Source organism: Streptomyces sp. NPDC052236 (assembly GCF_044548015.1).
In the GTDB taxonomy this organism is placed as follows: Bacteria; Actinomycetota; Actinomycetes; order Streptomycetales; family Streptomycetaceae; genus Streptomyces.
Map to the genome: position 1 here is coordinate 325,268 of NZ_JBIUBL010000006.1, position 25,089 is coordinate 350,356.

Below are 25,089 nucleotides of genomic sequence, written 5' to 3' on the forward strand. Positions count from 1 at the left end.
CTGACCTGGTCGCTGACCTGGTCGCTGACCTGCGCGTCCATGACCCGGACCGCTGATTGTCAGAGGCGCGGTGCACGATGGAGGACATGGCCAGGACTGCACTCGACTCTTTCTCCCCCGCGACCCGATCCTGGTTCACGGGGGCCTTCAACGCGCCCACCGCAGCGCAGGAGGGTGCCTGGCAGGCCATTGGACAGGGCTCGGACGTGCTGGTGGTGGCCCCGACCGGCTCCGGCAAGACCCTGGCCGCGTTCCTCGCCGCGCTGGACCGGCTGGCGTCCGCGCCCCCGCCCGCGGACGCCAAAATGCGCTGCCGTGTGCTGTACATCTCCCCGCTCAAAGCCCTCGCGGTCGATGTAGAGCGCAATCTCCGCAGCCCGCTCACGGGCATCCGGCAGGAGTCCGTGCGGCTGGGGCTGCCGGAGCCGGAGGTGCGAGTCGGCATCCGCTCGGGCGATACCCCGCCCGCCGAGCGGCGGTCGCTGGTCACCAAGCCGCCGGACATCCTGATCACCACGCCCGAGTCGCTGTTCCTGATGCTCACCTCCCAGGCGCGGGAAGCGCTGTCGGGCGTCGAGACGGTGATCCTGGACGAGGTGCACGCCGTCGCGGGCACCAAGCGGGGCGCCCACCTCGCCGTATCGCTGGAGCGTCTTGACGCGCTGCTGCCCCGCCCGGCCCGGCGGATCGGCCTCTCGGCGACGGTGCGGCCGGTGGACGAGGTGGCGCGCTATCTGTCGCCGCAGCGCAAAGCCGAGATCGTCCAGCCGCCCTCGGGCAAGGAGTTCGACCTCTCGGTGGTGGTGCCGGTGGAGGATCTGGCCGAGCTGGGCGGCTCGCCCGTGTCCGAGTCGGACAGCGGGGAGAAACCGTCGATCTGGCCGCATGTCGAGGAGCGGATCGCCGACCTCGTCCAGGCGCACCGTTCCACGATCGTCTTCGCCAACTCCCGGCGGCTGGCCGAGCGGCTGTGCAATCGCCTCAACGAGATCGCGTACGAGCGTGCCACCGGCGAGGCGCTGCCCGAGGCGCACTCCCCCGCCGAGATCATGGCGGAGTCGGGCGCGGCCAAGGGAGCGCCCGCCCTGCTCGCCCGCGCGCACCACGGCTCGGTGTCCAAGGAGCAGCGGGCGCTGGTCGAGGAGGATCTGAAGGCGGGCCGGCTGCCCGCCGTCGTCGCCACCTCCAGCCTGGAGCTGGGCATCGACATGGGAGCGGTCGACCTGGTGGTCCAGGTCGAGTCGCCGCCGTCCGTCGCCTCCGGGCTGCAGCGGGTCGGCCGCGCCGGACACCAGGTGGGCGCGGTCTCCACCGGCGTCGTCTTCCCCAAGTACCGGGGCGACCTGGTGCAGGCGGCCGTGGTCACCGAGCGGATGCGCACCGGCTCCATCGAGGCCCTGCGCATCCCGTCGAACCCGCTGGACGTGCTGGCCCAGCAGCTGGTCGCGATGGTCGCCCTCGACACCTGGCAGGCCGACGACCTGCTGGCCCTGGCCCGCCGGGCCGCGCCCTTCGCCTCGCTCCCGGAGTCGGCGTTCACCGCCGTCCTGGACATGCTCGCCGGGCGCTATCCGTCCGACGCCTTCGCCGAGCTGCGCCCGCGCGTGGTCTGGGACCGCGTCGCCGGTACGGTCACGGGGCGGCCGGGCGCGCAGCGTCTCGCCGTCACCTCCGGCGGCACCATCCCCGACCGCGGCCTGTTCGGCGTCTTCCTCGCCGGGGCCGACCCGAAGAAGGGCGGCGGCCGGGTCGGCGAGCTCGACGAGGAGATGGTGTACGAGTCGCGGGTGGGCGATGTCTTCACCCTGGGCACCACCTCGTGGCGGATCGAGGACATCACCCGCGACCGGGTGCTGGTCTCCCCCGCGCCCGGGGTGCCCGGCCGACTGCCCTTCTGGAAGGGCGACCAGCTGGGCCGCCCGCTCGAACTGGGCCGCGCGGTGGGCGCGTTCCTGCGCGAGATCGGCGGGCTGGCCGCCGAGGACGCCCGGCTGCGGCTGATGGCGGCCGGTCTGGACACCTGGGCCGCCGAGAACCTCCTGTCCTACGTCGATGAGCAGCGCCGGGCCTGCGGCCATGTGCCCGACGACCGGACGATCCTCGTCGAGCGTTTCCGCGACGAGCTGGGCGACTGGCGGGTCGTGATCCACTCTCCCTTCGGAGCGCAGGTGCACGCGCCGTGGGCACTCGCGCTCGGCGCCCGGCTGGCCGAGCGGTACGGCATGGACGCGCAGGTGATGCATGCCGACGACGGGATTGTGCTGCGGCTGCCCGACGCTGATCTGATGGGCCTGGACCTCCTCGACCAGGACCCGGTCCACCTCGACACGACCTTCGACAGCGAGCAGGCCCCGATCGGCGCGGCCGACGCCGTCTTCGACAAGGGCGAGATCCAGCAGATCGTCACCGACCAGGTGGGCGGCTCCGCGCTCTTCGCCTCCCGGTTCCGTGAGTGCGCCGCGCGTGCGCTGCTGCTCCCCCGGCGCTCCCCCGGCAAGCGCACCCCACTCTGGCAGCAGCGCCAGCGCGCGTCCCAGCTGCTCCAGGTGGCCAGCGAGTTCGGGTCCTTCCCGATCGTCCTCGAAGCGGTACGAGAATGCCTCCAGGACGTGTTCGACGTCCCCGGACTCACCGAACTCATGGGCGACATCGAGTCCCGCCGGGTCAGGCTGGTCGAGGTCACCACCACCGAGCCCTCACCCTTCGCGCGATCGCTCCTGTTCGGCTATGTGGCCCAGTTCCTGTACGAGGGGGACTCGCCCCTCGCCGAGCGGCGCGCCGCCGCGCTCTCCCTGGACTCGCGGCTGCTGGCCGAGCTCCTCGGCCAGGCCGAGCTGCGCGAGCTGCTCGACCCGGAGGTCCTTGCCGAGCTGGAGCGGGAGTTGCAGTGGCTCACCGAGGACCGCCGGATCAAGGACGCGGAGAGCGTCGCGGACCTGCTGCGGATGCTGGGCCCGCTCACCGACGCGGAGCTGGCCGAGCGCGGCGGCGATCCGCGGTGGCCGCGGGAGCTGGCCGCCGCGCGCCGGGCGATCCAGGTCCGGCTCGCGGGCGCCGACCACTGGGCGGCGATCGAGGACGCCGGGCGGCTGCGCGACGCGCTGGGCACGGCGCTGCCGGTGGGTGTGCCCGAGGCGTTCACCGAGCCGGTCAAGGACCCGCTGGGCGACCTCCTGGCCCGGTTCGCGCGTACGCACGGCCCGTTCACCTCGACCGAGGCTGCGGCCCGCTTCGGACTGGGCACGGCGGTCACGGACGGCACCCTGCGCCGTCTCGCCGCCAATGGGCGGGTGGTGGAGGGCGAGTTCCATCCCTCCGGCATCGGCCAGGAGTGGTGCGACGCGACCGTGCTGCGCCGGCTGCGCCGCCGCTCGCTGGCCGCCCTGCGCCAGGAGCTGGAGCCGGTCCCGCCGCCCGCGCTCGCCACGTTCCTGCCGCAGTGGCAGCACATGGGCAGCAACAGCCTGCGCGGCATCGACGGTCTGGCGCGCGCGGTCGAGCAGCTCCAGGGGGCCGCGGTCCCCGCCTCCGCCCTGGAGAAGCTCATCCTCCCGTCCCGCGTGCAGGGCTACACCCCGGCGCTCCTCGACGAACTGACCACCACGGGCGAGGTCCTGTGGGCCGGAGCCGGTTCGCTGCCCGGCAAGGACGGCTGGGTCTCCCTCTACCTCGCCGATGCCGCGCCACTGCTCCTGCCGCCGCCCCATCCCCTGGAGCTCACCGCACTGCACGAATCGGTCCTCAACGCCCTCGCCCCCGGCTACGGGCTGTTCTTCCGTCAGATAACCGACCAGGTCCGGGCCACCACCCATCCCGACGCCACCGATCCGCAACTGGCCGACGCCGTCTGGGACCTGGCCTGGTCCGGCCGGCTCACCAACGACACCCTGGCTCCGCTGCGTTCGCTGCTCGGTTCGGGCCGTACGGCCGGTTCCACGGCTCACCGCGCCAAGCGCACCGTGCCGCGCGGGCGCTACGGCAGCCTCACGGCCGCTGCCGCCCGGCCCGCGTCCCGTACGGGCCCGCCGACGGTGAGTGGCCGCTGGTCGCTGCTCCCGGCCGCCGAGCCCGACCCGACCCACCGGGCGCACGCCCTGGCCCGTACGCTCCTCGACCGCCATGGGGTGGTGACCCGGGGCGCGGTGGCGGCCGAAGGGGTCGAGGGGGGCTTCTCCGCGACGTACCGGATCCTGGCGGCCTTCGAGGACAGCGGGCAGGCGCGCCGGGGCTATGTGGTGGAGGGGTTGGGCGCGGCCCAGTTCGCGATGGAGGGCGCGGTCGACCGCCTCCGCGCGGCGGCCACGGCGAGGGACCGCGCCGACGAACACGCGGCGCCGCGCGCGGTGGTGCTGGCCGCCGCCGATCCGGCCAATGCGTACGGGGCGGCCCTGCCCTGGCCGGAGCCGCCGACCGGCGCCGGTCACAAGCCGGGCCGGAAGGCGGGCTCGCTGGTCGTCCTGGTCGACGGCGAACTGACCCTGTACATGGAGCGCGGCGGCAAGACCCTGCTCGCCTGGGTGACCGACCCGGAGACCCCCGCGCTCCACGCGGCAGCGGAAGCCCTGGCCAACGCCGCTAGGGCGGGTGCGCTCGGCACGGTCACGGTGGAACGCGCCAACGGCACGTCGGCCCTGACCTCCCCACTGTCCCGCGCCCTGGAAACTGCGGGCTTCCACGCCACACCGAGGGGCCTGCGCCTGCGCCCCTGACGCCGCGCGGGGCGGTGACCACAAGGGTGGGCCGCGCCCTGCCCGGACCCCGCGCCGGGCTCGCACCCGGGCCCGGTACTTGCCCCCTCGGAACCGGGTCCGGGTCAGGCCTGCCGGCCCTCAACGGCAGCGCGCCGGGACCAGGGGCAGGCGACCGAGCCTCTCTGGAACTCTTAAGGATTTTGGGTTATCGCGTGGCCCCGACGGGTGGAAGCCCAACGAGCGCGGACGAGTCCGGGCCGATCCTTGGGCAGAGCCCGCATGCGGCGTCACTGGTTGTGACGCATTGCCGGTATCTGGACCACTCCTGGCCTTCCGGGTCAGAAGCACCCTGGGATTACCGCCCCAGCGGACGCTGGGCCGACCACCTCGGCGAAGCCGTCGCACCGGTGACGGGACCGCGCGCATTTCAAGCACGCGGCGGGTACGCCAGGTAGAACGACAGGCGGCTCACAGGGCTACGCCCTGGCCCTGCCCCAGCCTCACTGAGCCTCCTGAAGCCAACTACTGCGCTGCTGAGTACCCTGTGCGGCCCACCACAGCCGCGTCCCGCACAGGGGTCCGGGCCCGAGCCGGCCCTGCGGGCCCTCTGCCGCACCCCGGGGCGACCAGAGCGGGCACCAGGGCGGTCTACGGAGCCCGCGCCGTCGCGTCCCGCACGGGAGGGGCACCGCCCCGCACCCGCGCCCGCAGGCAGTCAGCCGCGTAGCGCTTCTGACCGCCCTCGCAGCCGGAGTCCGACCGCGTCCTGCCTCCGGCTGCGGGTCCGGGCCGAGCCCGCAGCCGTAACTCGCCGCATTTCGCGGCAGCCCGGCCCCGTACCCGCCGGAGCCGTAACCAGCAGCCGAGTCGGCACGTCCCGGCCCGTCCGCGCATCACCGTGTTCCGCATCACCGTGTCCCGCATCATGGAGTCATGCCCGAAGGAGACAACGTCTGGCTGACCGCCCGGCGGCTGCACGACGCCCTCGCCGGGCAGATCCTGACCCGGTTCGACCTGCGCGTCCCGCGGTTCGCCACCGTCGATCTCACCGGGCGGATCGTCCTGGACGTCACTCCGCGCGGCAAGCATCTCCTCACCCGCGTCGAAGGCGGTCTCACCCTCCACTCCCACCTCCGCATGGACGGCTCCTGGCAGGTGTACGGCTCCGGGGAGCGCTGGCGCGGTGGGCCAGGGCACCAGATTCGTGCCGTCCTCTCGAACGCCGCCCACACCGCCGTCGGCTACCGCCTGCCCGTCCTGGAAGTGCTGCGCACGGCCGACGAGCAGCAGGTCGTGGGACACCTCGGCCCGGACCTGCTCGGCCCCGGCTGGGATCCGGACGCCGCCCTGGCCAATCTGCTCGCCGACCCCGCCCGCCCCCTCGGCGAGGCACTCCTCGATCAGCGCAACCTCGCGGGCATCGGCAATATCTACAAGTCGGAGCTGGCCTTCATGGCCCGCGCGACCCCATGGCTTCCGATCGGCGAGTTGCCCTCCGGTATCCCGGAGCGGCTGGTCAGCACCGCCCACCGGCTCCTCGAAGCCAACAAGGACCGACCCGCCCGCCGCACCACAGCCACACGCACGGACCAGCGCCTGTATGTGTACGGCCGCGAGGGTCAGCCGTGCCTGCGCTGCGGCACACCTATCCGCAAGGCCGACCAGTCCGACAAGGGCGACGGCCGCGAACGCCCCACCTACTGGTGCCCTCGCTGCCAAGCGGGGCCAACCGGCCGACCGGCTGACCAGCCGGCAGTTGACTAGTTGACGTACCGTCAGATGCGGTCGTACGGTCCCCGCATGCCCCTCAAGGCGTACGACCTCACCGGCCGCACCGCGTTCGTCACGGGCGCGGCCGGCGGCATCGGCCGTGCCTCCGCCGTCCTGCTCGCCGAGGCGGGAGCCACCGTCCACTGCGCCGACCTCGACGAAAAGGGCCTCCACGGGACCCAGACCCTGATCACCAACGTGGGCGGCGCCGCCCGCACCCACACCCTCGACGTCACCGACCGCGGCGCGCTCAAGGCGGCGATCGAGAGCGTGGACCAGCTCCACGTATTGGCCGCCATCGCGGGCATCATGCACAACAGCCCGGTCCTGGAGACGCGCGACGAGGATCTCGACCGCGTCCTCGCCGTCAACTTCAAGGGAATCCTCTACGCCTGCCAGGAGGCAGCCCGGGCGATGATCGCCGCGGGCACCCCGGGCTCCATCGTCACCATGGCCTCGGGCGCCGTCGACTCCGCCCAAGCCGGTCTGCTCTGCTACAGCGCGGCCAAGGCAGCGGTGGTCCAGCTCACCAAGACCCTCGCGACCGAGCTCGGGCCGCACGCCATCCGGGTCAACGCCATCGCCCCCGGCTGGGTCCGCACCCCCATGACCGACCGCCACGACGAGTCACTCCAGCAGCAGATCGAGGCGGCGATGGTCCGGCGATCGCCACTCGGCCGTGTCGGCGAGCCCGAGGACATCGCGCACGCGGTCCTTCACCTGGCGTCCGACGCGTCCTCGTTCACGACGGGCCAGATCGTGCGCCCCAACGGTGGCGTCGCGATGCCCTGGTGACCCAGCGAGAACGGGAAGCCGTCACATGCACCGGCAGCAGACTCAGCCCCCACCCGCCCGCCACCATCGCGCCCTCGACCAGCCCCGCCCGCTCCGGCGCGACCACCAGCCGCAGCGCGGCCCACCACCACAGCCCACCGGCCACAAGCCCGAGAGCGACGGCCACCGGCACGAGGACCACCCCGCGAAGTGCCATGGCTGCCTCCTCCGGCCCACGCTAGACCGGCGCGATCGCCCGCAGGGAGAGCGCACCGGTTCACACCCGGCGCGCGGGGCACCGGTCCTCCGGCCCTCTTCCAGGGTGCGACGAGGACCCGGCATCCGCAGTCCGAGCCCCGAGCCGCGGTCGTCCGGACAGTTGTCCGGACAAGGAAAAACCCCGGTCGGCCACTAGGGCCCGACCGGGGCTGACCGTACGGATCAGGCAGCGACGACGTCGACCGCCTCCGCAGGCGCCTTGATGGTCACCCGCTCCGTCGGCCCACCCGCCACCGACGTCACGGAGACGGAATTGAGCATCGGGCGTACTGGCGCAGGTACCGACCCACTCGCCGCTGCCGACTCGGCCAGCTCGGCCAATGACAGCTCGTCGCTCACTTCTCGCATGAGCTCGGACATCCGTACGTCGAGTGCGACGCAGATCGCAGAGAGCAACTCGGAGGATGCCTCCTTCTGCCCCCGCTCAACCTCGGAGAGATAGCCGAGCGATACTCGGGCGGACGAGGAGACCTCGCGCAGAGTACGGCCCTGGCGCTGGCGCTGCCGACGCAGCACGTCACCCAGTAGGCGACGGAGCAGAATCATCGGTGGCTCCCTCCTCGGACCGCGTAGCCGCATCCTTCACGCCCCACCGTACCGCCTCGCGCCGCGGCCGTGCGGGGAGCGATGTCGTGTTCACTTAGGGCTGCAAACATCAAGTCCCCCCGTTCTGTTCCGTATCCTGGTGTCTTCCTGTGTTCGCGCATTTCCGCGCAGTTCGCCGGAGAGCAGCTCAAGCACGCTCCGTACACTCTCTCTACGGATGTCCTCCCGGCCCCCGTTCAATCGCAACGCGGCCACTTTCCCTTTACCGACCGGTCCCGCGACAGCCACAAAAACCGTCCCGACCGGCTGCCCGTCCTGCCCTTCGGGCCCGGCGACACCGGTGGTCGCGAGTCCCCAGTCGGCGCCCAGCGCCACCCGCACCCCCGCAGCCATCTGCCGTGCGACCTCGGGATCCACCGCGCCACGCTCCGCCAGGAGGGTGCCGTCGACCCCCAGCAGTTCCTTCTTCAGGGTGGTCGCGTACGCCGTGACGGAGCCGCGGAAAGACTTCGAGGCGCCTGGTACGGCAGTGAGCTCGGCGGCCACCAGACCGCCGGTCAGCGACTCGGCGACGGCCAGCGTCTCGCCACGCTCCGCGAGCAGCGCCAGCACCTGAGCCGCCACAGCACCCACAGCAGCCGGAGTCGCCTCAGCCGCGCTCTTCACCGCGCGCCCGGCCCTTCCCGTACGTCGTCTCCCGCAGTCGCATCGCCCGTAACCGCATCGCCCGCTGTCGCCGCACGCGCCTCCGCGAGCCCCCGCCGCCTCAGCACGATCGCCTCCCGCACATAGTCCAGGCCGGAGACCACGGTCAGTACGACCGCGAGCGCCATCACCCAGAACCTCAGCGTCGCCAGCGGACCCGTCAGTGCGAGAACGTACATCGCCACCGCCGTGCCCTGCGCGAGCGTCTTGATCTTCCCGCCGCGACTGGCCGGAATGACCCCGTGCCGGATCACCCAGAACCGCATCAGCGTGATCCCCAGCTCACGGCTGAGAATGACGCCGGTCACCCACCACGGAAGATCGCCCAGCGACGACAGACAGATCAGCCCGGCGGCCATGATCGCCTTGTCGGCGATCGGGTCGGCGATCTTGCCGAAGTCCGTGACCAGGTTGTACGTACGAGCCAGATGGCCGTCGAAGATGTCGGTGATCATGGCGACGGCGAACGCCGCCCACGCCCACGCCCGCCAGACGGGGTCCTCCCCGCCGTCGTGCAGCAACAGCATGACGAAACCCGGCACCAGCACCAGCCGCACCATGGTCAGGATATTGGCGATGTTCCACACGCTGGCCTGATTGACGGCCGCAGCGCCCAGCTTGCCACCGGGCGCAGGCCTACCGGCGCCGCCCGCGGACGCAGGCACTCCGGTCATCCGCACGCCTCCTCATCAAGACACTCGGCCACCAGGTCGACGCCTTCCGTGCCCACGACCTTCGCCTCGACCATACGGCCGGGAACCAGCCCACGGGCCGAGGTGAAGATCACCTGGCCGTCCGTCTCCGGCGCCTGGTGCGCCGCCCGACCCACCGCGCGCTCTTCGCCATCCTCGCCGCCGCTGGACTCCACCAGCACCGTGAGGCTCTCGCCCAGCCGCTCCTCGGCGCGCTGCGCGGTCAGCTCCTCCGCGAGCCGCGAGAGGTGCTCCAGCCGCTCCGCGATGACGTCGGCGTCCAGCTTCCCGTCGTACGTGACGGCCTCGGTGCCGTCCTCGTCGGAGTACCCGAAGATGCCGATGGCATCCAGCCGCGCCCCGGTGAGGAAGCGTTCCAGCTCGGCGAAGTCGGCCTCGCTCTCGCCGGGGAAGCCGACGATGAAGTTGGACCGCACACCCGCGAGCGGGGCCTTGGAGCGGATTGTCGCCAGCAGCTCCAGGAAGCGCTCGGTGTCACCGAAGCGCCTCATGGCGCGCAGCACGCCCGGGGCGGAGTGCTGGAAGGAGAGATCGAAGTACGGCGCGACCTTCGGCGTCGATGTGAGGACCTCGATCAGCCCCGGCCGCATCTCCGCGGGCTGCAGATAGCTGACCCGCACCCGCTCGATACCGTCCACCTCGGCCAGTTCCGGCAGCAGCGTCTCCAGGAGACGGATGTCGCCGAGGTCCTTGCCGTACGAGGTGTTGTTCTCGGAGACCAGCATGACCTCCTTCACGCCCTGCTCGGCGAGCCAGCGGGTCTCGTTCAGCACATCGCTGGGCCGGCGCGAGATGAAGGAGCCGCGGAAGGACGGAATGGCACAGAAGGAGCAGCGCCGGTCGCAGCCGGAGGCGAGCTTGACCGAGGCGACGGGGCTGGTGCCCAGGCGGCGCCGCAGGGGCGCACGCGGCCCGGAGACCGGAGCGACGCCTTCCGGCAGGTCCTCCGGAGCCGGGGCCTGGTCCAGCGCCGGGTCCAGGGCCGTCGCGACTGCGGACGCCGCGTTATCGCCGTGCCCGGGCAGCGCCACACCGGTGGCCCCCTGCCGCTCGACAGGGCTCAGCGGCAGCAGCTTGCGCCGGTCGCGCGGGGTGTGGGAGGCGTGGATGCCGCCGTTGAGGATGGTCCCCAGGCGTTCGGAGATGTCGGCGTAGTCGTCGAAGCCGAGCACACCGTCCGCCTCGGGCAGCGCCTGGGCGAGCTCCTTGCCGTACCGCTCGGCCATACAGCCGACGGCGACCACGGCGCGGGTCTTGCCGTGGTCCTTCAGATCATTGGCTTCCAGCAGAGCGTCGACGGAGTCCTTCTTGGCGGCTTCGACGAATCCACAGGTGTTGACGACTGCGACATCCGCGTCGGCGGCTTCCTCGACGAGCTCCCAGCCGTCCGCTGCCAAGCGGCCTGCGAGCTCCTCCGAGTCCACCTCGTTACGGGCGCAGCCAAGAGTGACAAGGGCGACGGTACGGCGTTCGGGCATGGGCTCAAGACTACTTTGTCCCGGCCCACGCCCCCGCCGCGAGGTGATCACGAGGCGGTTAACCGACTTCGGGGTCACCCTTTGTGTACGAAAGCCGCTCGACCTGGCCGCTCTCGAACTTGTCCTCGATCTTCTTGCCGTTCACGTACAGCTCGATCGCTCCGGCGCTCCCGAGGATCAGGTCGACCCGCTCGTCGTCCTGGAAGGTCTTGGAATCGCCCTTGCGCAGCGTCCCGTCGAAGAGCAGCTTGCCGTTGTGCGACTTGGCGGAGATCCAGCTCTTGGCGCCCACGACGGTGAGCTTCACCGTCACCTTGTCCTTCGGGACCGCCGCGATGGCGTCCGTCGGGTCGGGCTTGACCTCGGTGGGCTTGGTGGTGGCGGTCTTCGTCGGGGTCGCCGTCTGCCCGGCACCCGGACCCTCCGCGACGTTGCTGTCATCGCCGCTGTCGGCGCCATTGACGAGCGTGAAGCCGACAAAACCGACCACGGCGACAATCGCGGCGACCATGGCGGCGGTCCAGTTGGGGCGGCGGCGTTCGGGACGGATGCGCTCGGCCTCGAAGAGCGGCGCGGCAGGAGTCGGCGCGGGCCGGCCGCCGTGTTCCGCGTCGTACTGCTCGACGAGCGGTTCGGGGTCGAGCCCGATGGCGCGCGCGACAGTGCGGATATGTCCGCGGGCATAGACGGCTCCGCCGCAGCGGGAGAAGTCGTCCTGCTCGATCGCGTGCACGATGGGGATGCGCACCCTGGTGGAGGAGCTGACCTCGTCGACGGTCAGGCCTGCGTCGATACGGGCCTGCTGGAGCGCGCGACCGATCGAAGGCCGGTCGTCCTCGAGGGAAGGCCGGTCGTCTTCGGGGGAGTTGCCGATGGACACGGGGGTGCCTTTCAAGCGTGTAGCCACCTGCTGGAGGTTCAGTCTAGGGGTGGTACGAAAGGGTGGGGCAACTGGGCGGAGGTGCTTTGTACGCCATCGGAATGGCGCGGAATGGCTGAAAACAGGCTGTCATCGTGATGGTGGGGCAACATTCTCTCTTTCCACCAACTTGACGTCTGACCAAGGGAAACGGTTGCTCTCGAATCCCTCACGAGTGAGACTCCCCGCGGATCACGGCCAGCACTCCATCGAGTTCATCCGGTTTCACCAGAACATCGCGTGCCTTGGAGCCCTCGCTCGGCCCGACGATGCCGCGTGACTCCATCAGATCCATCAGCCGGCCGGCCTTGGCGAAGCCGACGCGCAGCTTGCGCTGGAGCATCGATGTGGAGCCGAACTGAGTGGACACCACCAGCTCGGCGGCCTGGCAGAGCAGATCCAGATCGTCGCCGATGTCCTCGTCGATCTCCTTTTTCTGCTTCGTCCCGACCACCACGTCGTCACGGAAGACGGGCGCCATCTGATCCTTGCAGTGCTGGACGACCGCCGCGACCTCTTCCTCGGTCACAAACGCGCCCTGCATACGCGTCGGTTTGTTCGCGCCCATCGGCAGGAACAGGCCGTCTCCCTTGCCGATCAGCTTCTCGGCGCCCACCTGGTCGAGGATGACCCGGCTGTCGGCGAGCGAGGAGGTCGCGAAGGCGAGCCGCGAGGGCACGTTCGCCTTGATCAGGCCGGTGACGACATCGACCGAGGGCCGCTGGGTGGCCAGCACCAGATGGATGCCCGCGGCACGCGCCAGTTGCGTGATACGGACGATGGCGTCCTCGACGTCGCGCGGCGCGACCATCATCAGGTCGGCGAGCTCGTCCACGATCACCAGCAGATACGGATACGGGGTGAGCTCGCGCTCGCTGCCTTCGGGCAGCTTGACCTTGCCGTTCCTGATGGCCTGGTTGAAGTCGTCGATATGGCGGAAGCCGAAGGCGGCAAGATCGTCGTAGCGCAGATCCATCTCCCGCACGACCCACTGCAGGGCCTCGGCTGCCCGCTTGGGGTTGGTGATGATCGGCGTGATCAGGTGCGGAATGCCTTCGTACGCGGTGAGTTCGACCCGCTTGGGGTCGACCAGCACCATCCGTACGTCCTCCGGTGTCGCGCGCACCATCACCGACGTGATCAGGCAGTTGATGCAGGAGGACTTTCCGGATCCGGTCGCGCCCGCGACCAGCATGTGGGGCATCTTCGCGAGGTTGGCCATCACATAGCCGCCCTCGACGTCCTTGCCGAGCGCGACCAGCATGGGGTGATCGTCCTCGGCCGCGTCGGCGAGGCGCAGTACATCGCCGAGGTTGACCATCTCGCGGTCGGTGTTGGGGATCTCGATGCCGACCGCGGACTTGCCGGGGATGGGGGAGATGATCCGTACGTCCGGGCTGGCGACGGCGTACGCGATGTTCTTGGTGAGCGCGGTGATCCGCTCGACCTTCACGGCCGGGCCGAGCTCGACCTCGTACCGGGTGACGGTCGGACCGCGGGTGAAGCCGGTGACGGCCGCGTCGACCTTGAACTCCATGAAGACATTGGTGAGCGAGGCGACGATCACGTCGTTGGCGGCGCTGCGCGTCTTGCCGGGGCCGCCGCGCTCCAGCAGGTCGAGGGAGGGCAGGGAGTACGTGATGTCCCCGGCGAGCTGGAGCTGTTCGGCGCGCGGCGGCAGGGGCTGGGACTGCGACTGGGACTGCGCATCGCTGGGCGCGGGCTTGGTGAGATCCGGTACGAGCGCCCCCGCCTCGCGCTGTTTCGGCTCGGGCTGCTCGGGCTCGCGCGCTGTCGGTACGGCGCTGACCGCCCGTTGCCGGTCCTCGGTGAGGTCCCGGGTGAGCCCGGCGACCAGCGGCGAGGGCGGCATGCCGTGCAGTACGGCCCCGTCCAGCGCCGCGGCGGCGGCCGCGGCCACGTCCACGGCATCCATCGGCCGGCCCATGGGCCTGTCCATGGCGGGCAGCGCGGAGCCCCTGCGCGACCGCCGCCGCTTGGCGAGAGCCTCCTGCTCGGCCCGCGCGACCTGCTCCACGTCGTCCGGATCGTCCGGGTCGAATTCCGCCGACGCAGCGCCGCGGCGCGCGGACGAGCGGCGCCCGCGGGCGGGCAGCGCCTCGCGCCACTGGTCGTCGTACCGCTCGTCGTCGTCCATGGCGTCGTCCGTGGCCTCGCCCTCGGCCCCGGGCTCGTACGGCCGTTGGACGAGGCCGAGCTTGGAGCCGAGCAGCCACAGCCGCTGCGGAATGGCGTTGACCGGCGTCGCGGTGACGACGAGCAGGCCGAAGACGGTGAGCAGGACGAGCAGCGGTACGGCCAGGACCTCGCCCATGGTGAAGATCAGCGGCTTGGAGGCGCCCCAGCCGATCAGCCCGCCCGCGTCCTGCATCGCCTCGGTGCCCTCCCCGCGGCCCGGCGAGCCACAGGCGATGTGGACCTGGCCCAGCACCCCGATGACGAGCGCGGACAGACCGATCACGATCCGGCCGTTGGCCTCGGGCTTCTCGGGATAGAGGATCAGGCGTACGGCGATCGTGCCCAGCAGTATCGGCACCAGCAGATCGAGCCGGCCGAAGGCGCCGGTCACCAGCATCTCGACCAGATCGCCGACGGGGCCGCGCAGCTGGGACCAGGTGCCCGCGGCGATGATCAGCGCCAGACCGATGAGGAGCAGGGCCAGGCCGTCCTTGCGGTGCGCTGGGTCGAGTCCCTTCGCGCCCCGCCCTATGGAGCGGAACATCGCCCCCACGGCGTGCGCGAGGCCGAGCCACAGGGCGCGTACGACGCGGTACACGCCCGCCGTGGGGGACGGCGCGGGCTTCGGGGGCGGCGGCCCGGCAGCCTTCTTCCCCGCGCTCTTCTTCCCCGCGGGCTTCTTGGCGGGTGCCTTCTTCGCGGGCGCGCTCTTCTTCGCCCCGGGTTTGGCGGCGGGCTTGCCGACGGGGGCTTTCTTGACGGGCACCGCCTGCTTCGCGGCGCCGGTCGTACGGCCGGCGCGCGGTTTCGCGGTGCCCGCCGCGCCCTGGGAACCTTTGCCGGACGTACTTGAGGCCATGGTGGTGAGGTTACCGGTGTCGACGGCGGTGGACACGTGTGCCTACCGCTTCACTCGTACGTGTCGCACCTGTCGGAGGCGTAAGACTGACGGACACTCAAGCGACGGACAGACGTACGGATCCGCTCAGCCTCTGGTCAACTCTGCGAGGGCAGTGTCGGCGTATTGCCGCCCGCACCCGGCTCCAGCGCGTCGAGCGCCCGGCGCAAACCGGTCAGTTTGCGTTCGAGATGGGCCGCGGTGGCGACGGCCGCGGCGTCCGCGGAGTCGTCGTCGAGCTGCTTGGACAGCGCTTCCGCCTGCTCCTCAACCGCCGCGAGCCGCGCCGACAGCTCGGCGAGAAGGCCCGCGGGCTCCTTGTCGCCGGGCCGGGACTGCCCGCCGCCGCCCTCCAGCTGAAGCCTGAGAAGCGCGGCCTGCTCCCGCAGTTGGCAGTTCTTCATGTACAGCTCCACGAAGACCGAGACCTTCGCGCGCAGCACCCAGGGGTCGAACGGCTTGGAGATGTAGTCGACCGCGCCCGCGGCGTACCCCCGGAAAGTGTGGTGGGGGCCGTGGTTGATCGCGGTGAGAAAGATGATCGGGATGTCGCGGGTCCGCTCCCGCCGCTTGATGTGCGCGGCTGTCTCGAATCCGTCCATGCCAGGCATCTGAACATCCAGCAGAATGACCGCGAAATCGTCCGTCAGCAGCGCTTTGAGCGCTTCCTCCCCTGACGATGCCCGCACCAGCGTCTGATCCAGCGCGGAGAGGATGGCCTCCAGCGCCAGCAGATTCTCCGGCCGGTCATCGACCAGAAGGATCTTGGCCTTCTGCACCATGGCCCGCCCTCCTCGCCCCGGAAGTGCACCGGGCGCCGCCCCAGGGGACGACTCCCTGGCGCCGCCCGTCCTTGTGCCGGTCATGGTAGCCGCACCCCGCCTGTCGCCACACCCTGTCACCGCGATGTCACTGTGCACGAAGCACAAACGTTGTGGGAGACCAGAAGGTTCCCCGGATATCGCCGACCCACACTCCTTCGGCCACCGTCAGTCAGCAGCCCTTGAGACAGCGACGGCACAGCGACTGAGGGAAACCGTACATGCCCCGGTCACTCTCCTCGCATCCACTGCTCCATCACAGAGAGCAAATGGTCGGGATCCACCGGCTTGGTGACGTAGTCGGAGGCGCCGGACTCAATGGCCTTCTCCCGGTCGCCCTTCATCGCTTTCGCGGTGAGCGCGATGATCGGCAGACCCGCGAACTGCGGCATCCTGCGGATCGCCGTCGTCGTCGCGTACCCGTCCATCTCGGGCATCATGATGTCCATCAGCACCAGCGTCACATCGTCGTGCTGCTCCAGGACTTCGATGCCCTCGCGGCCGTTCTCGGCATACAGCACCGACAGGCCGTGCTGTTCCAGCACGCTGGTGAGCGCGAAGACATTGCGGATGTCGTCGTCGACGATGAGCACTTTCTCGCCGTTGAAACCGAACGTGCGCCGCGGCTCGGGTCCCTCCTGGCCGCCGGGCGTCAGGCCCCACTGGTCCTGTCCCGGCGCCTGCGCGCCCGCCTGCGCGCCGCCCAGCCGGCCACCGCCCCCGTGGCCGCCCGGCTGCCCGACGCCCGGCCGACCGGTCAGCGCGGAACGCTGGTCCACCGCGCCGAGCGCCTTGCGGCGGCGCCGGAACAGCACGGCCGGACCGGTGTTCGCGTCGGAGAGCTCGGCCGGCCGCACCAGTTCCCGCATACCGCCGTCCGCCGCGCCGTCGCCGGCCGTGCCCCGGGGCCCCATCGGGTCGACGGCGCCGGGGGCCAGCTGCGGGTAGCCCTGCGGCGGCAGTTCGCTCGGGTGAAGAGGCAGATAGAGCGTGAACGTCGAGCCGCGGCCCGGTTCGCTCATCGCGTAGATCTCGCCGCCCAGCAGCCGGGCGATCTCCCGGCTGATCGACAGCCCCAGACCCGTGCCGCCGTACTTGCGGCTGGTCGTGCCGTCCGCCTGCTTGAACGCCTCGAAGATCACCCGCATCTTGCTCGCCGCGATCCCGATCCCGGTGTCGGTGACCGAGAAGGCGATCAGATCGGCGTCCGCGTCGCGCAGCGACCCGGCCTCCAGCAGCTGCTCGCGGATCGACTGCGGCACATCGGCGCTCGCCGGCCGGATCACCAGCTCCACCGCGCCGCTGTCGGTGAACTTCACCGCGTTGGACAGCAGATTGCGCAGCACCTGCAGCAGTCGCTGCTCGTCGGTGTGCAGTGTCGCCGGAAGCTCCGGCGAGACCCGTACGGAGAAGTCGAGCCCCTTCTCCGCGGTCAGCGGGCGGAAGGTCGCCTCCACATAGTCGACCAGCTGGACCAGCGCGATACGGGTCGGGCTGACGTCCATCTTGCCCGCCTCGACCTTCGACAGGTCGAGGATGTCGTTGATCAGCTGGAGCAGGTCGGAGCCCGCGCCGTGGATGGTCTCGGCGAACTCCACCTGCTTCGGCGAGAGATTGCCCTCGGCGTTGTCCGCGAGCAACTTGGCCAGAATCAGAAGCGAGTTGAGCGGCGTACGCAGCTCGTGCGACATGTTCGCCAAGAACTCCGACTTGTAGCGCATCGACACCGCGAGCTGCTCGGCGCGCTCCTCCAGCACCTGCCTGGCCTCTTCGATCTCGGTGTTCTTCACCTCGATGTCGCGGTTCTGCCGGGCCAGCAGCTCGGCCTTCTCCTCCAGTTCGGCGTTGGACGCCTGGAGTGCCTTCTGCCGGTTCTCCAGCTCCGCGGAGCGCTCCCGCAGTTGCTCGGTCAGCTCCTGCGACTGCTTGAGCAGCACCTCGGTCTTCGTATTGACGCTGATGGTGTTGACGCTCGTCGCGATCATTTCGGCGATCTGGTTGAGGAAGTCGCGCTGGATCTGGGTGAAGGGCTGGAACGACGCCAGCTCGATCACGCCGAGGACCTTCCCCTCGAACAGCACCGGCAGCACGATCACATACGCCGGCGAGGCCTCACCGAGGCCGGAGGAGATCCGCAGATAGCCCGGCGGCACATTGACCTGAATCGTGCGCTTCTCCTCGGCGGCGGTCCCGATGAGCGCCTCGCCCGGCCGGAAGGACGTGGGCATCAGACCGGCGGAGTAGCCGTAACTGCCGCGCATGCACAGCTCGTACGAGGCCTCCCCGCGCGTCAGCACATCCGAGCGGCTGCCCGTCTGCATCGCCAGGAAGAACGCGCCGTGCTGCGCCGCCACGACGGGCGTGAGCTCGCTCATGATGAGCGACGCCACGTCCTCCAGATCGCGCCGGCCCTGCATCAGGCCGGAGATACGGGCCAGATTGCCCTTGAGCCAGTCCTGTTCCTCATTGGCCTGGGTGGTGTCACGAAGGTTCGCGATCATCGTGTTGATGTTGTCCTGGAGGACCTGGATCTCGCCCGCCGCGTCCACATCGATCTTGAGGTTCAGATCGCCGCGGGTCACCGCGGTCGCCACGGCCGCGATCGCGCGCACCTGCCGGGTGAGGTTCCCGGCCATCTCGTTCACCGACTCGGTGAGGTCGCGCCAGGTGCCGTCGACGTCCCGCACCCGTGCCTGGCCGCCCAGCTGACCGTCCGTACCCACCTCACGGGCCACCCTCGTGACCTCCTCGGCGAACGAGGACAGCTGGTCGACCATGGTGTTGATGGTGGTCTTCAGCTCAAGGATCTCTCCCCGCGCATCGATGTCGATCTTCCGGGTGAGATCGCCCTTGGCGATGGCGGTGGTGACCGTGGCGATCTGCCGGACCTGGCCGGTCAGATTGGACGCCATCGAGTTCACGGACTCGGTGAGGTCCTTCCACGTGCCGGAGACACCCGGCACATGCGCCTGGCCGCCCAACTCGCCCTCCGTGCCCACCTCGCGGGCCACCCGGGTCACCTCGTCGGCGAACGACGACAGCGTCGTCACCATGGTGTTGACGGTGTCGGCGAGCTCCGCGACCTCGCCGCGCGCCTCGACCGTCACCTTCTTCGTCAGATCGCCGTTGGCGACCGCCGCCGAGACCCGGGAGATGTTCCGCACCTGGCTGGTCAGGTTGTTGGCCATCAGGTTGACGTTGTCGCTGAGGTCCTTCCAGATGCCGGCGACCCCGCGCACCCGCGCCTGACCGCCCAGGACGCCTTCCGTGCCCACCTCACGGGCGATCCTGGTCACCTCGTCCGCGAAGTCCAGCAGCTGGTCGACCATCGTGTTGACCGTCGTCACCAGCTCCAGGATCTCGCCCTTGGCATCGACGGTGATCTTCTTGGAGAGGTCGCCCTTGGCGACCGCGGTGGTGACCTCGGCGATATTGCGCACCTGCGAAGTCAGGTTGTTCGCCATGAAGTTGACGGACTGTGTGAGGTCCTTCCAGGTACCGGAGACGCCCTGGACCTCTGCCTGGCCGCCGAGGATGCCCTCGGTGCCCACCTCGCGGGCCACCCGGGTCACCTGCTCCGCGAAGTTCGAGAGCTGGTCGACCATCGTGTTGAGGGTGTTCTTCAGTTCGAGGATCTCGCCGCGCGCGTCCACATCGATCTTCTGCGACAGGTCACCGCGCGCCACCGCGGTGGCGACCTGTGCGATGTTACGGACCTGAGCGGTCAGGTTTCCGGCCATGCCGTTCACCGAATCGGTCAGATCACGCCAAACTCCGGCGACGCCGGGCACCTGCGCCTGACCGCCGAGACGGCCGTCCGTACCCACCTCACGCGCGACCCGCGTCACCTGCTCGGCGAAGGCCGAGAGCTGGTCGACCATGGTGTTGATGGTGTTCTTCAGTTCGAGGATCTCGCCGCGCGCGTCCACATCGATCTTCTGCGACAGGTCACCGCGGGCGACGGCTGTCGTTACTTGCGCGATCTGCCGCACCTGTGAGGTGAGGTTCCCTGCCATGAAGTTGACGGAGTCGGTCAGTTCCTTCCACGTACCGCTGACGCCGTCGACCCGCGCCTGGCCGCCGAGGCGGCCCTCCGTACCCACGTCCCGCGCCATGCGCGTGACCTGATCCGCGAACGAGGAGAGCTGCGCCACCATGGTGTTGACGGTGTTCTTCAGCTCCAGCATCTCACCCGCGACATCGACGGTGACCTTCTGCGACAGATCGCCATTGGCGACAGCCGTCGTCACCTGCGCGATGTCCCGCACCTGGCCGGTGAGGTTCCGGAACGCCGTATTCACCGAGTCCGTGAGGTCCTTCCACGTCCCTGCGGCGCCGGGCACCTCCGCCTGGCCGCCGAGACGCCCCTCGACGCCGACTTCCCGGGCCACCCGCGTCACTTCGGACCCGAAGGACTGCAGCTGCTTCACCATCGTGTTGACGGTGTTCTTCAGCTCCAGCATCTCGCCCGCCACATCGACGGTGACCTTCTGCGACAGATCGCCGTTCGCGACAGCCGTCGTCACCTGCGCGATGTCCCGCACCTGCGTGGTGAGGTTCCGGAAGACGGTGTTCACCGAGTCGGTGAGGTCCTTCCAGGTCCCGGCGGCACCCGGCACCTGTGCCTGGCCACCGAGCAGACCCTCGGCCCCGACCTCGCTCGCCACGCGGGTGACCTCGTCCGCGAACGTACGCAGCGTTTCCGTCATCTGATTGATGGTCTCGGCGAGCTGAGCGACCTCGCCGCGCGCGCTCACCGTGACCTTCTGCGACAGATCGCCGTTGGCGACCGCCGTGGTCACCTCGGCGATGCCGCGCACCTGGTTGGTGAGGTTGCCGGCCATGGTGTTCACCGAATCGGTGAGGTCCTTCCACACTCCCGCCACACCGGGCACGGTCGCCTGCCCGCCGAGCTCGCCCTCCGTGCCGACCTCCCGGGCCACGCGGGTCACCTCGGACGAGAACGAGGACAGCTGGTCGACCATCGTATTGACGGTGTTCTTCAGCTGAAGCATCTCGCCCGCCACATGGACGGTGACCTTGCGTGACAGATCGCCCTTGGCCACGGCGGTGGTGACGAGAGCGATGTCACGTACCTGCGCGGTCAGCCGGTACGCCATGGTGTTGACCGAATCCGTGAGATCCTTCCATGATCCGGACATTCCGCGCACCTGGGCCTGGCCGCCGAGTTTGCCGTGAGTGCCGACCTCCAGCGCCACCCGCGTCACCTCGTCGGTGAACGCCGACAGCTGGTCGACCAGGTTGTTGACCGTACGCGCGACCTTCAGGAATTCGCCGCGCAGCGGCCGTACGGATCCCTCCGTACCGTCCATGCCGTCAGCGGAGTGCGAGCGCAGCTCCATGCGCTGCTCCAGGTCACCGTCGGCCACCGCCGAAAGGACCCGCCCCACCTCGGACACGGGCCGCGCCAGGTCGTCCACCAGCGCGTTCGAGGCGTCGATGGCCGCTGCCCAGGAGCCCTCGCAGGTCCCGGTCTCCAGCCGTTCGGTCAGCTTCCCCTCGCGACCGACCGTCCGGCGTACGCGCGCCAGTTCGCCCGTCAAGTGCAGATTACGGTCGGCGACTTCGTTGAAGACGGCCGAAATCTCGGCCATCACTCCGTCGCCGGACACGGTCAGCCGCCGTCGGAAATTCCCGTCCCGCATGGAGACCAGAGCCGCCAGCAGTCTGTTGAGCGCCGCCGTATCGACTTCAGTCGTCCCATTGCTCCGGGATCGTCCGCCTTTCGCGCGTGTGTTGTTGCCACGCGCCGCCGTGCCAGACTCCACCGTGTCCCTCCCGCAGGGGTTGACCGTACTGCCCGGGCTGTCCTAGGAAAGCTTGCCCAGTGTTCCACTGTGGCTCACTGCCGCGGTCAACAGTTGACGTGTGACTGCACGGGCGTCAAATCGCTGAAGCCTACAAGGTCACACCCAAGGTCACGGCTTGTCCTTCCCGAGTGCGGGACTCCATGCCACGCGGCCGGGGCCGACCGTCTAGCCTGGCAAGCGAATCAAAGCAGCATCGAAGCAGCGAGAAACGGGCACAGGACTCGGGGAAGCGACGCGACACCAATGGGGAGTGCTGTGATCACCGCACGGGCGGCTGCCACCTTCGAACCGGTCGGCCGCTCTGTCGCGACGGCGCGCAGCTTTGTCCGCGACACCCTGCAGGGTTGGGGCTACTCCGACGTCGTCGACGACGCGGTGGTTCTCACCAGCGAGCTGGTGACCAATGCCGTCATCCACGCCGGCACCGCGGCCGACGTTCTGTGTCTGCGTACGGACGGCGGCGTACGCGTCGAAGTCGCCGACCGCTACCCCGAACGTGACATCCCCATCCAGGGCACCGGCCGCTCCCTCGGCAGCCCCGACCGCGAGAACGGCCGGGGACTGCTGCTGTGCGCCGCCCTCGCTTCGCGCTGGGGCGTCGAGTACACCCCCACCAACAAACAGGTGTGGTTCCAACTCGACCTCCCCCAGCGCCCGGTGGGCGCCCGCTCGGCCGGTCCGGTGGTGCCCACCACGCTCCTCCCCGTCGCCGACCAGCGCGTACGCGTAGCACTCGTCCAGATCGATCGCGGGGGCGCGATCGCCGTATGGAACGAGGACGCCGCGCACCTCTTCGGCTACGCCGCCGAACAGGTCATGGGCAAGCCCCTGACCGACATCGCCGCCTGGCCGCACACCCCCGGCATCGGCACCGGCATCGCCGAGGCGCTCCAACTCTCCCGCTGGGAAGGCAGTTACGGAGTCCGCGGCAACGACGGCCGCGTCATCCCCGTCTACGCCTCACACCTTCGGGTAAGGGACACGCACGGCGAACCCTCCACCGTCTGCCTCCTCGTACGCGACGACGAACGCGCCGTCATCCAGAGCCCACAGCGCACTCCCGTGACCGAAGGGGGCGCCGACAGCCACGCCGCCGACCCCTTCGAGGTCTTCATCGGCTCCCCCGCCCCCGAGGATCTCGACGGCCTCCTCCAGCGCACGGTCGAGCGCGCCCGCGACATGCTCGACGGCGACGCCGCCTTCCTGCTGCTGGCCACCGACGACGAAACCGAACTTGAAGTACGGGCCACCACCGGACTCCCCTCGGCCCGCCAGCGGTTCGCCCGCGTCCCCGTCGAGGCGGGCACCAACCGCTACGGCTCCGCGAGAATGCCCGCGGTCCACGAGGACCTCGCGGCCGTCCCGGGTGCCGTCCCGCTGCTCAACTCCACCGGCATGCGCTCGGTCGTGACGGTCCCGCTCAAGGTCGAGGGCCGCCTCACCGGCTCCCTCGGCGTCGCCGCCGAAACCGCGGGCCGCTACTCCAACGAGGAGGCCCTGCGCCTCCAGTTCGCCGCCGACCGCATCGCCCTGGCCGTCGAGTCGGCCCGCCTGGGCGAACTGGAACGCCTGCGCCGCGGCTCCCTCTCCTTCCTGGTGGAGGCCTCGGACCTGCTGGCCGGGACGCTCGACCGGGACCAGACCCTGGCGCTGATGGCCCAGATGACGGTCCCCACCCTCGCCACCTGGTGCGCCGTCTACACGATCGCCGACCAGGCCTCGGAGCCGTACCTCAGTTACGTACTGCATGAGGACGAGGAACGCATCGACGGCCTCAAGGCCCTGCTCTCGAAGATCGACCCGCCCGAACCGGTGCCCACTCCCGGCGCCCGGATCTGGACGGCCCCCGCCGAAGCGGGGCAGGCCGCCGCGTTGCGCACCTCCAAGCGCGAACTCATCCAGGGCTCCACGCCGCCGGTCTCCTCCGGCATCGGCACCACCCTCGCCACGGCCGCCGCGGTCGGCGGCGAGACGGTGGTCCTGCCGCTGGTCGCCCGCAACCGCGTCATCGGCATGCTGACCCTCGGCAAGCCGTCCGACGACCACTTCCGCCAGGAAATCCTGGAGCTCGCCGAGGATCTCTCCCGCCGAGCGGCCCTCGCGCTCGACAACGCCCGCCTGTACTCCGAGCGGATGGCCATCAGCCAGTCCCTCCAGCGCAGCCTGCTGCCGCCGGAACTCCCCCTCATCGAAGGCGTCGAGGTCGAGGTCATCTACCGCGCGGCCGGCGAGGGAAACGAAGTCGGCGGCGACTTCTACGACCTCTTCCCGATCCGCGACGGCGCGTACGGCTTCGCCATCGGCGACGTCTGCGGTACGGGCCCGGAGGCCGCGGCCGTCACCGGCCTGGCGCGCCACGCCCTGCGCCTGCTCGCCCGGGAGGGCTTCGGCGGCCCCGCGGTCCTGGAGCGCCTGAACGCGGCGATCCTCGACGAGGGCGCGCGCAGCCGCTTCCTGACGCTCCTTTATGGCGAGTTGTGGCCACAGGAGGACGGCAGCGCCATCCTCAAGATCGTCTGCGCGGGCCATCCTCTCCCGCTGCGTCTGCGCCAGGACGGCACGGTGGAAGCCGCGGCGGAGCCACAGCCGCTGCTCGGCGTGATGGACGACCTGGAGCTGTACGAGCAGACGGTGACCCTCGACCCGGGCGACGTACTGCTCTGTGTCACCGACGGCGTCACCGAACGCCGCGAGGGCACCCGGATGCTGGGCGACGACGGCCTGATCGAGGTCCTGACCACCTGCACCGGCCTGACGGCGGGCGCGGTCGCCTCTCGCGTGCTGCGGGCGGTCGAGCGCTTCGCTGCCGAACCCGCCTCCGACGACATGGCGATCCTCGCGATGCGCGTGCCGGAGCCGCAAAGGTCCTGACCCATGACCCCTCGAACGCAGAGAAGGCCCCCGCCGGTGGCGGGGGCCTTCTTGTTTGCCGAGCCCCAATACGGAATCGAACCGTAGACCTTCTCCTTACCATGGAGACGCTCTACCGACTGAGCTATTGGGGCGAGTTGCGCTGCGGCAACGGGATAGATCATACCTCGAACACGCGGCTTCCCAGAACCATCTGTGGACGATCCTGAACCATGCATTCCTCATCATCCCAGAAAGTGATCTTGAACGCAGGAATGCCCCGCACCAGAGGTGCGGGGCATTCCCACAATGATTGTTCGGCGGCGTCCTACTCTCCCACAGGGTCCCCCCTGCAGTACCATCGGCGCTGAAAGGCTTAGCTTCCGGGTTCGGAATGTAACCGGGCGTTTCCCTTACGCTATGACCACCGAAACACTATGAAACTGTATGAGCCGGAACCCAGGCCCTACACCCATGCATACGGGTGTAGAGGGGTTCGACGGTTCGTTGTTTCAGAACAACACAGTGGACGCGAGCAACTGAGGACAAGCCCTCGGCCTATTAGTACCAGTCAGCTCCACCCCTTACAGGGCTTCCACATCTGGCCTATCAACC

Annotated in this window: 13 protein-coding genes, 1 tRNA gene and 1 rRNA gene; 4 read left to right on the plus strand and 11 right to left on the minus strand. The window is 69.9% G+C overall.

Translation table 11 applies throughout. The features are described 5' to 3' along the window. Positions 1 to 86: 86 nt before the first annotated feature. The 3 genes from ACIHCQ_RS13705 (at position 87) to ACIHCQ_RS13715 (ending at position 7,256) form a co-directional block, all read left to right on the plus strand. Positions 87 to 4,709, plus strand: a complete 4,623-nt coding sequence (locus tag ACIHCQ_RS13705) for an ATP-dependent helicase (protein ID WP_399661416.1) — start codon at positions 87 to 89, stop codon at positions 4,707 to 4,709. A 915-nt stretch (positions 4,710 to 5,624) separates the two neighbouring features. Beyond that, positions 5,625 to 6,455 (plus strand): Fpg/Nei family DNA glycosylase, encoded by an 831-nt coding sequence (locus ACIHCQ_RS13710; RefSeq protein ID WP_399661418.1) that lies wholly within the window; start codon positions 5,625 to 5,627, stop codon positions 6,453 to 6,455. A 36-nt stretch (positions 6,456 to 6,491) separates the two neighbouring features. Continuing rightward, on the plus strand, positions 6,492 to 7,256 hold the full coding sequence (locus ACIHCQ_RS13715) for an SDR family NAD(P)-dependent oxidoreductase (protein ID WP_399661420.1): 765 nt from the start codon (positions 6,492 to 6,494) through the stop codon (positions 7,254 to 7,256). Here the strand turns inward: ACIHCQ_RS13715 and ACIHCQ_RS13720 are convergent. The 9 genes from ACIHCQ_RS13720 to ACIHCQ_RS13760 form a co-directional block, all read right to left on the minus strand. Further along, positions 7,204 to 7,452 carry a hypothetical protein gene (locus ACIHCQ_RS13720; protein ID WP_399661422.1) on the minus strand — a complete coding sequence of 83 codons (249 nt, stop codon included), beginning with the start codon at positions 7,450 to 7,452 and terminating at the stop codon, positions 7,204 to 7,206. The two genes, ACIHCQ_RS13715 and ACIHCQ_RS13720, sit on opposite strands and share 53 nt — an antisense overlap. Positions 7,453 to 7,676: 224 nt before the next feature. Next, positions 7,677 to 8,060 (minus strand): helix-turn-helix domain-containing protein, encoded by a 384-nt coding sequence (locus ACIHCQ_RS13725; RefSeq protein WP_399661425.1) that lies wholly within the window; start codon positions 8,058 to 8,060, stop codon positions 7,677 to 7,679. A gap of 90 nt (positions 8,061 to 8,150) precedes the next feature. Continuing rightward, the gene (locus ACIHCQ_RS13730; protein WP_399661427.1) at positions 8,151 to 8,684 is read right to left on the minus strand and encodes a CinA family protein; all 534 of its coding nucleotides are present in this window, start codon (positions 8,682 to 8,684) and stop codon (positions 8,151 to 8,153) included. Between the two features lie 38 nt (positions 8,685 to 8,722). Further along, a complete protein-coding gene (gene pgsA, locus ACIHCQ_RS13735) occupies positions 8,723 to 9,439 on the minus strand; it encodes a CDP-diacylglycerol--glycerol-3-phosphate 3-phosphatidyltransferase (RefSeq protein ID WP_399661428.1) in 717 nt (238 codons plus the stop codon). Further along, positions 9,436 to 10,956, minus strand: a complete 1,521-nt coding sequence (gene rimO, locus ACIHCQ_RS13740; RefSeq protein ID WP_399661431.1) for a 30S ribosomal protein S12 methylthiotransferase RimO — start codon at positions 10,954 to 10,956, stop codon at positions 9,436 to 9,438. Before rimO ends, pgsA begins: the two co-directional genes overlap by 4 nt. A gap of 58 nt (positions 10,957 to 11,014) precedes the next feature. Further along, positions 11,015 to 11,836 carry a helix-turn-helix domain-containing protein gene (locus tag ACIHCQ_RS13745; RefSeq protein ID WP_399661473.1) on the minus strand — a complete coding sequence of 274 codons (822 nt, stop codon included), beginning with the start codon at positions 11,834 to 11,836 and terminating at the stop codon, positions 11,015 to 11,017. A gap of 208 nt (positions 11,837 to 12,044) precedes the next feature. Then, the gene (locus ACIHCQ_RS13750) at positions 12,045 to 14,933 is read right to left on the minus strand and encodes a DNA translocase FtsK (protein ID WP_399661475.1); all 2,889 of its coding nucleotides are present in this window, start codon (positions 14,931 to 14,933) and stop codon (positions 12,045 to 12,047) included. A gap of 137 nt (positions 14,934 to 15,070) precedes the next feature. Next, positions 15,071 to 15,754, minus strand: a complete 684-nt coding sequence (locus ACIHCQ_RS13755) for a two-component system response regulator (protein WP_399661432.1) — start codon at positions 15,752 to 15,754, stop codon at positions 15,071 to 15,073. A gap of 269 nt (positions 15,755 to 16,023) precedes the next feature. Beyond that, complete coding sequence (locus ACIHCQ_RS13760; protein ID WP_399661434.1) at positions 16,024 to 21,582, minus strand: HAMP domain-containing protein; 5,559 nt, start codon at positions 21,580 to 21,582, stop codon at positions 16,024 to 16,026. A 285-nt stretch (positions 21,583 to 21,867) separates the two neighbouring features. Between ACIHCQ_RS13760 and ACIHCQ_RS13765 the strand changes: the two genes are divergently transcribed. After that, complete coding sequence (locus ACIHCQ_RS13765; protein WP_399661436.1) at positions 21,868 to 24,495, plus strand: SpoIIE family protein phosphatase; 2,628 nt, start codon at positions 21,868 to 21,870, stop codon at positions 24,493 to 24,495. Between the two features lie 61 nt (positions 24,496 to 24,556). On the opposite strand, the gene ACIHCQ_RS13770 is transcribed toward ACIHCQ_RS13765, so the two are convergent. Further along, positions 24,557 to 24,629, minus strand: a tRNA-Thr gene (locus tag ACIHCQ_RS13770). 160 nt (positions 24,630 to 24,789) lie between these two features. Beyond that, positions 24,790 to 24,906: ribosomal RNA gene (rrf, locus tag ACIHCQ_RS13775) — 5S ribosomal RNA — on the minus strand. Positions 24,907 to 25,089: the final 183 nt, after the last annotated feature.

Coding starts and splice junctions, on each gene's coding strand:
- ACIHCQ_RS13710 (WP_399661418.1), top strand. CDS start 5,625: ATGCCCGAAGGAGACAACGTCTGGCTGACCGCCCGGCGGCTGCACGAC.
- ACIHCQ_RS13705 (WP_399661416.1), top strand. CDS start 87: ATGGCCAGGACTGCACTCGACTCTTTCTCCCCCGCGACCCGATCCTGG.
- pgsA (WP_399661428.1), bottom strand. CDS start 9,439: ATGACCGGAGTGCCTGCGTCCGCGGGCGGCGCCGGTAGGCCTGCGCCC.
- ACIHCQ_RS13725 (WP_399661425.1), bottom strand. CDS start 8,060: ATGATTCTGCTCCGTCGCCTACTGGGTGACGTGCTGCGTCGGCAGCGC.
- ACIHCQ_RS13765 (WP_399661436.1), top strand. CDS start 21,868: ATGGGGAGTGCTGTGATCACCGCACGGGCGGCTGCCACCTTCGAACCG.
- ACIHCQ_RS13715 (WP_399661420.1), top strand. CDS start 6,492: ATGCCCCTCAAGGCGTACGACCTCACCGGCCGCACCGCGTTCGTCACG.
- ACIHCQ_RS13750 (WP_399661475.1), bottom strand. CDS start 14,933: ATGGCCTCAAGTACGTCCGGCAAAGGTTCCCAGGGCGCGGCGGGCACC.
- ACIHCQ_RS13755 (WP_399661432.1), bottom strand. CDS start 15,754: ATGGTGCAGAAGGCCAAGATCCTTCTGGTCGATGACCGGCCGGAGAAT.
- ACIHCQ_RS13720 (WP_399661422.1), bottom strand. CDS start 7,452: ATGGCACTTCGCGGGGTGGTCCTCGTGCCGGTGGCCGTCGCTCTCGGG.
- rimO (WP_399661431.1), bottom strand. CDS start 10,956: ATGCCCGAACGCCGTACCGTCGCCCTTGTCACTCTTGGCTGCGCCCGT.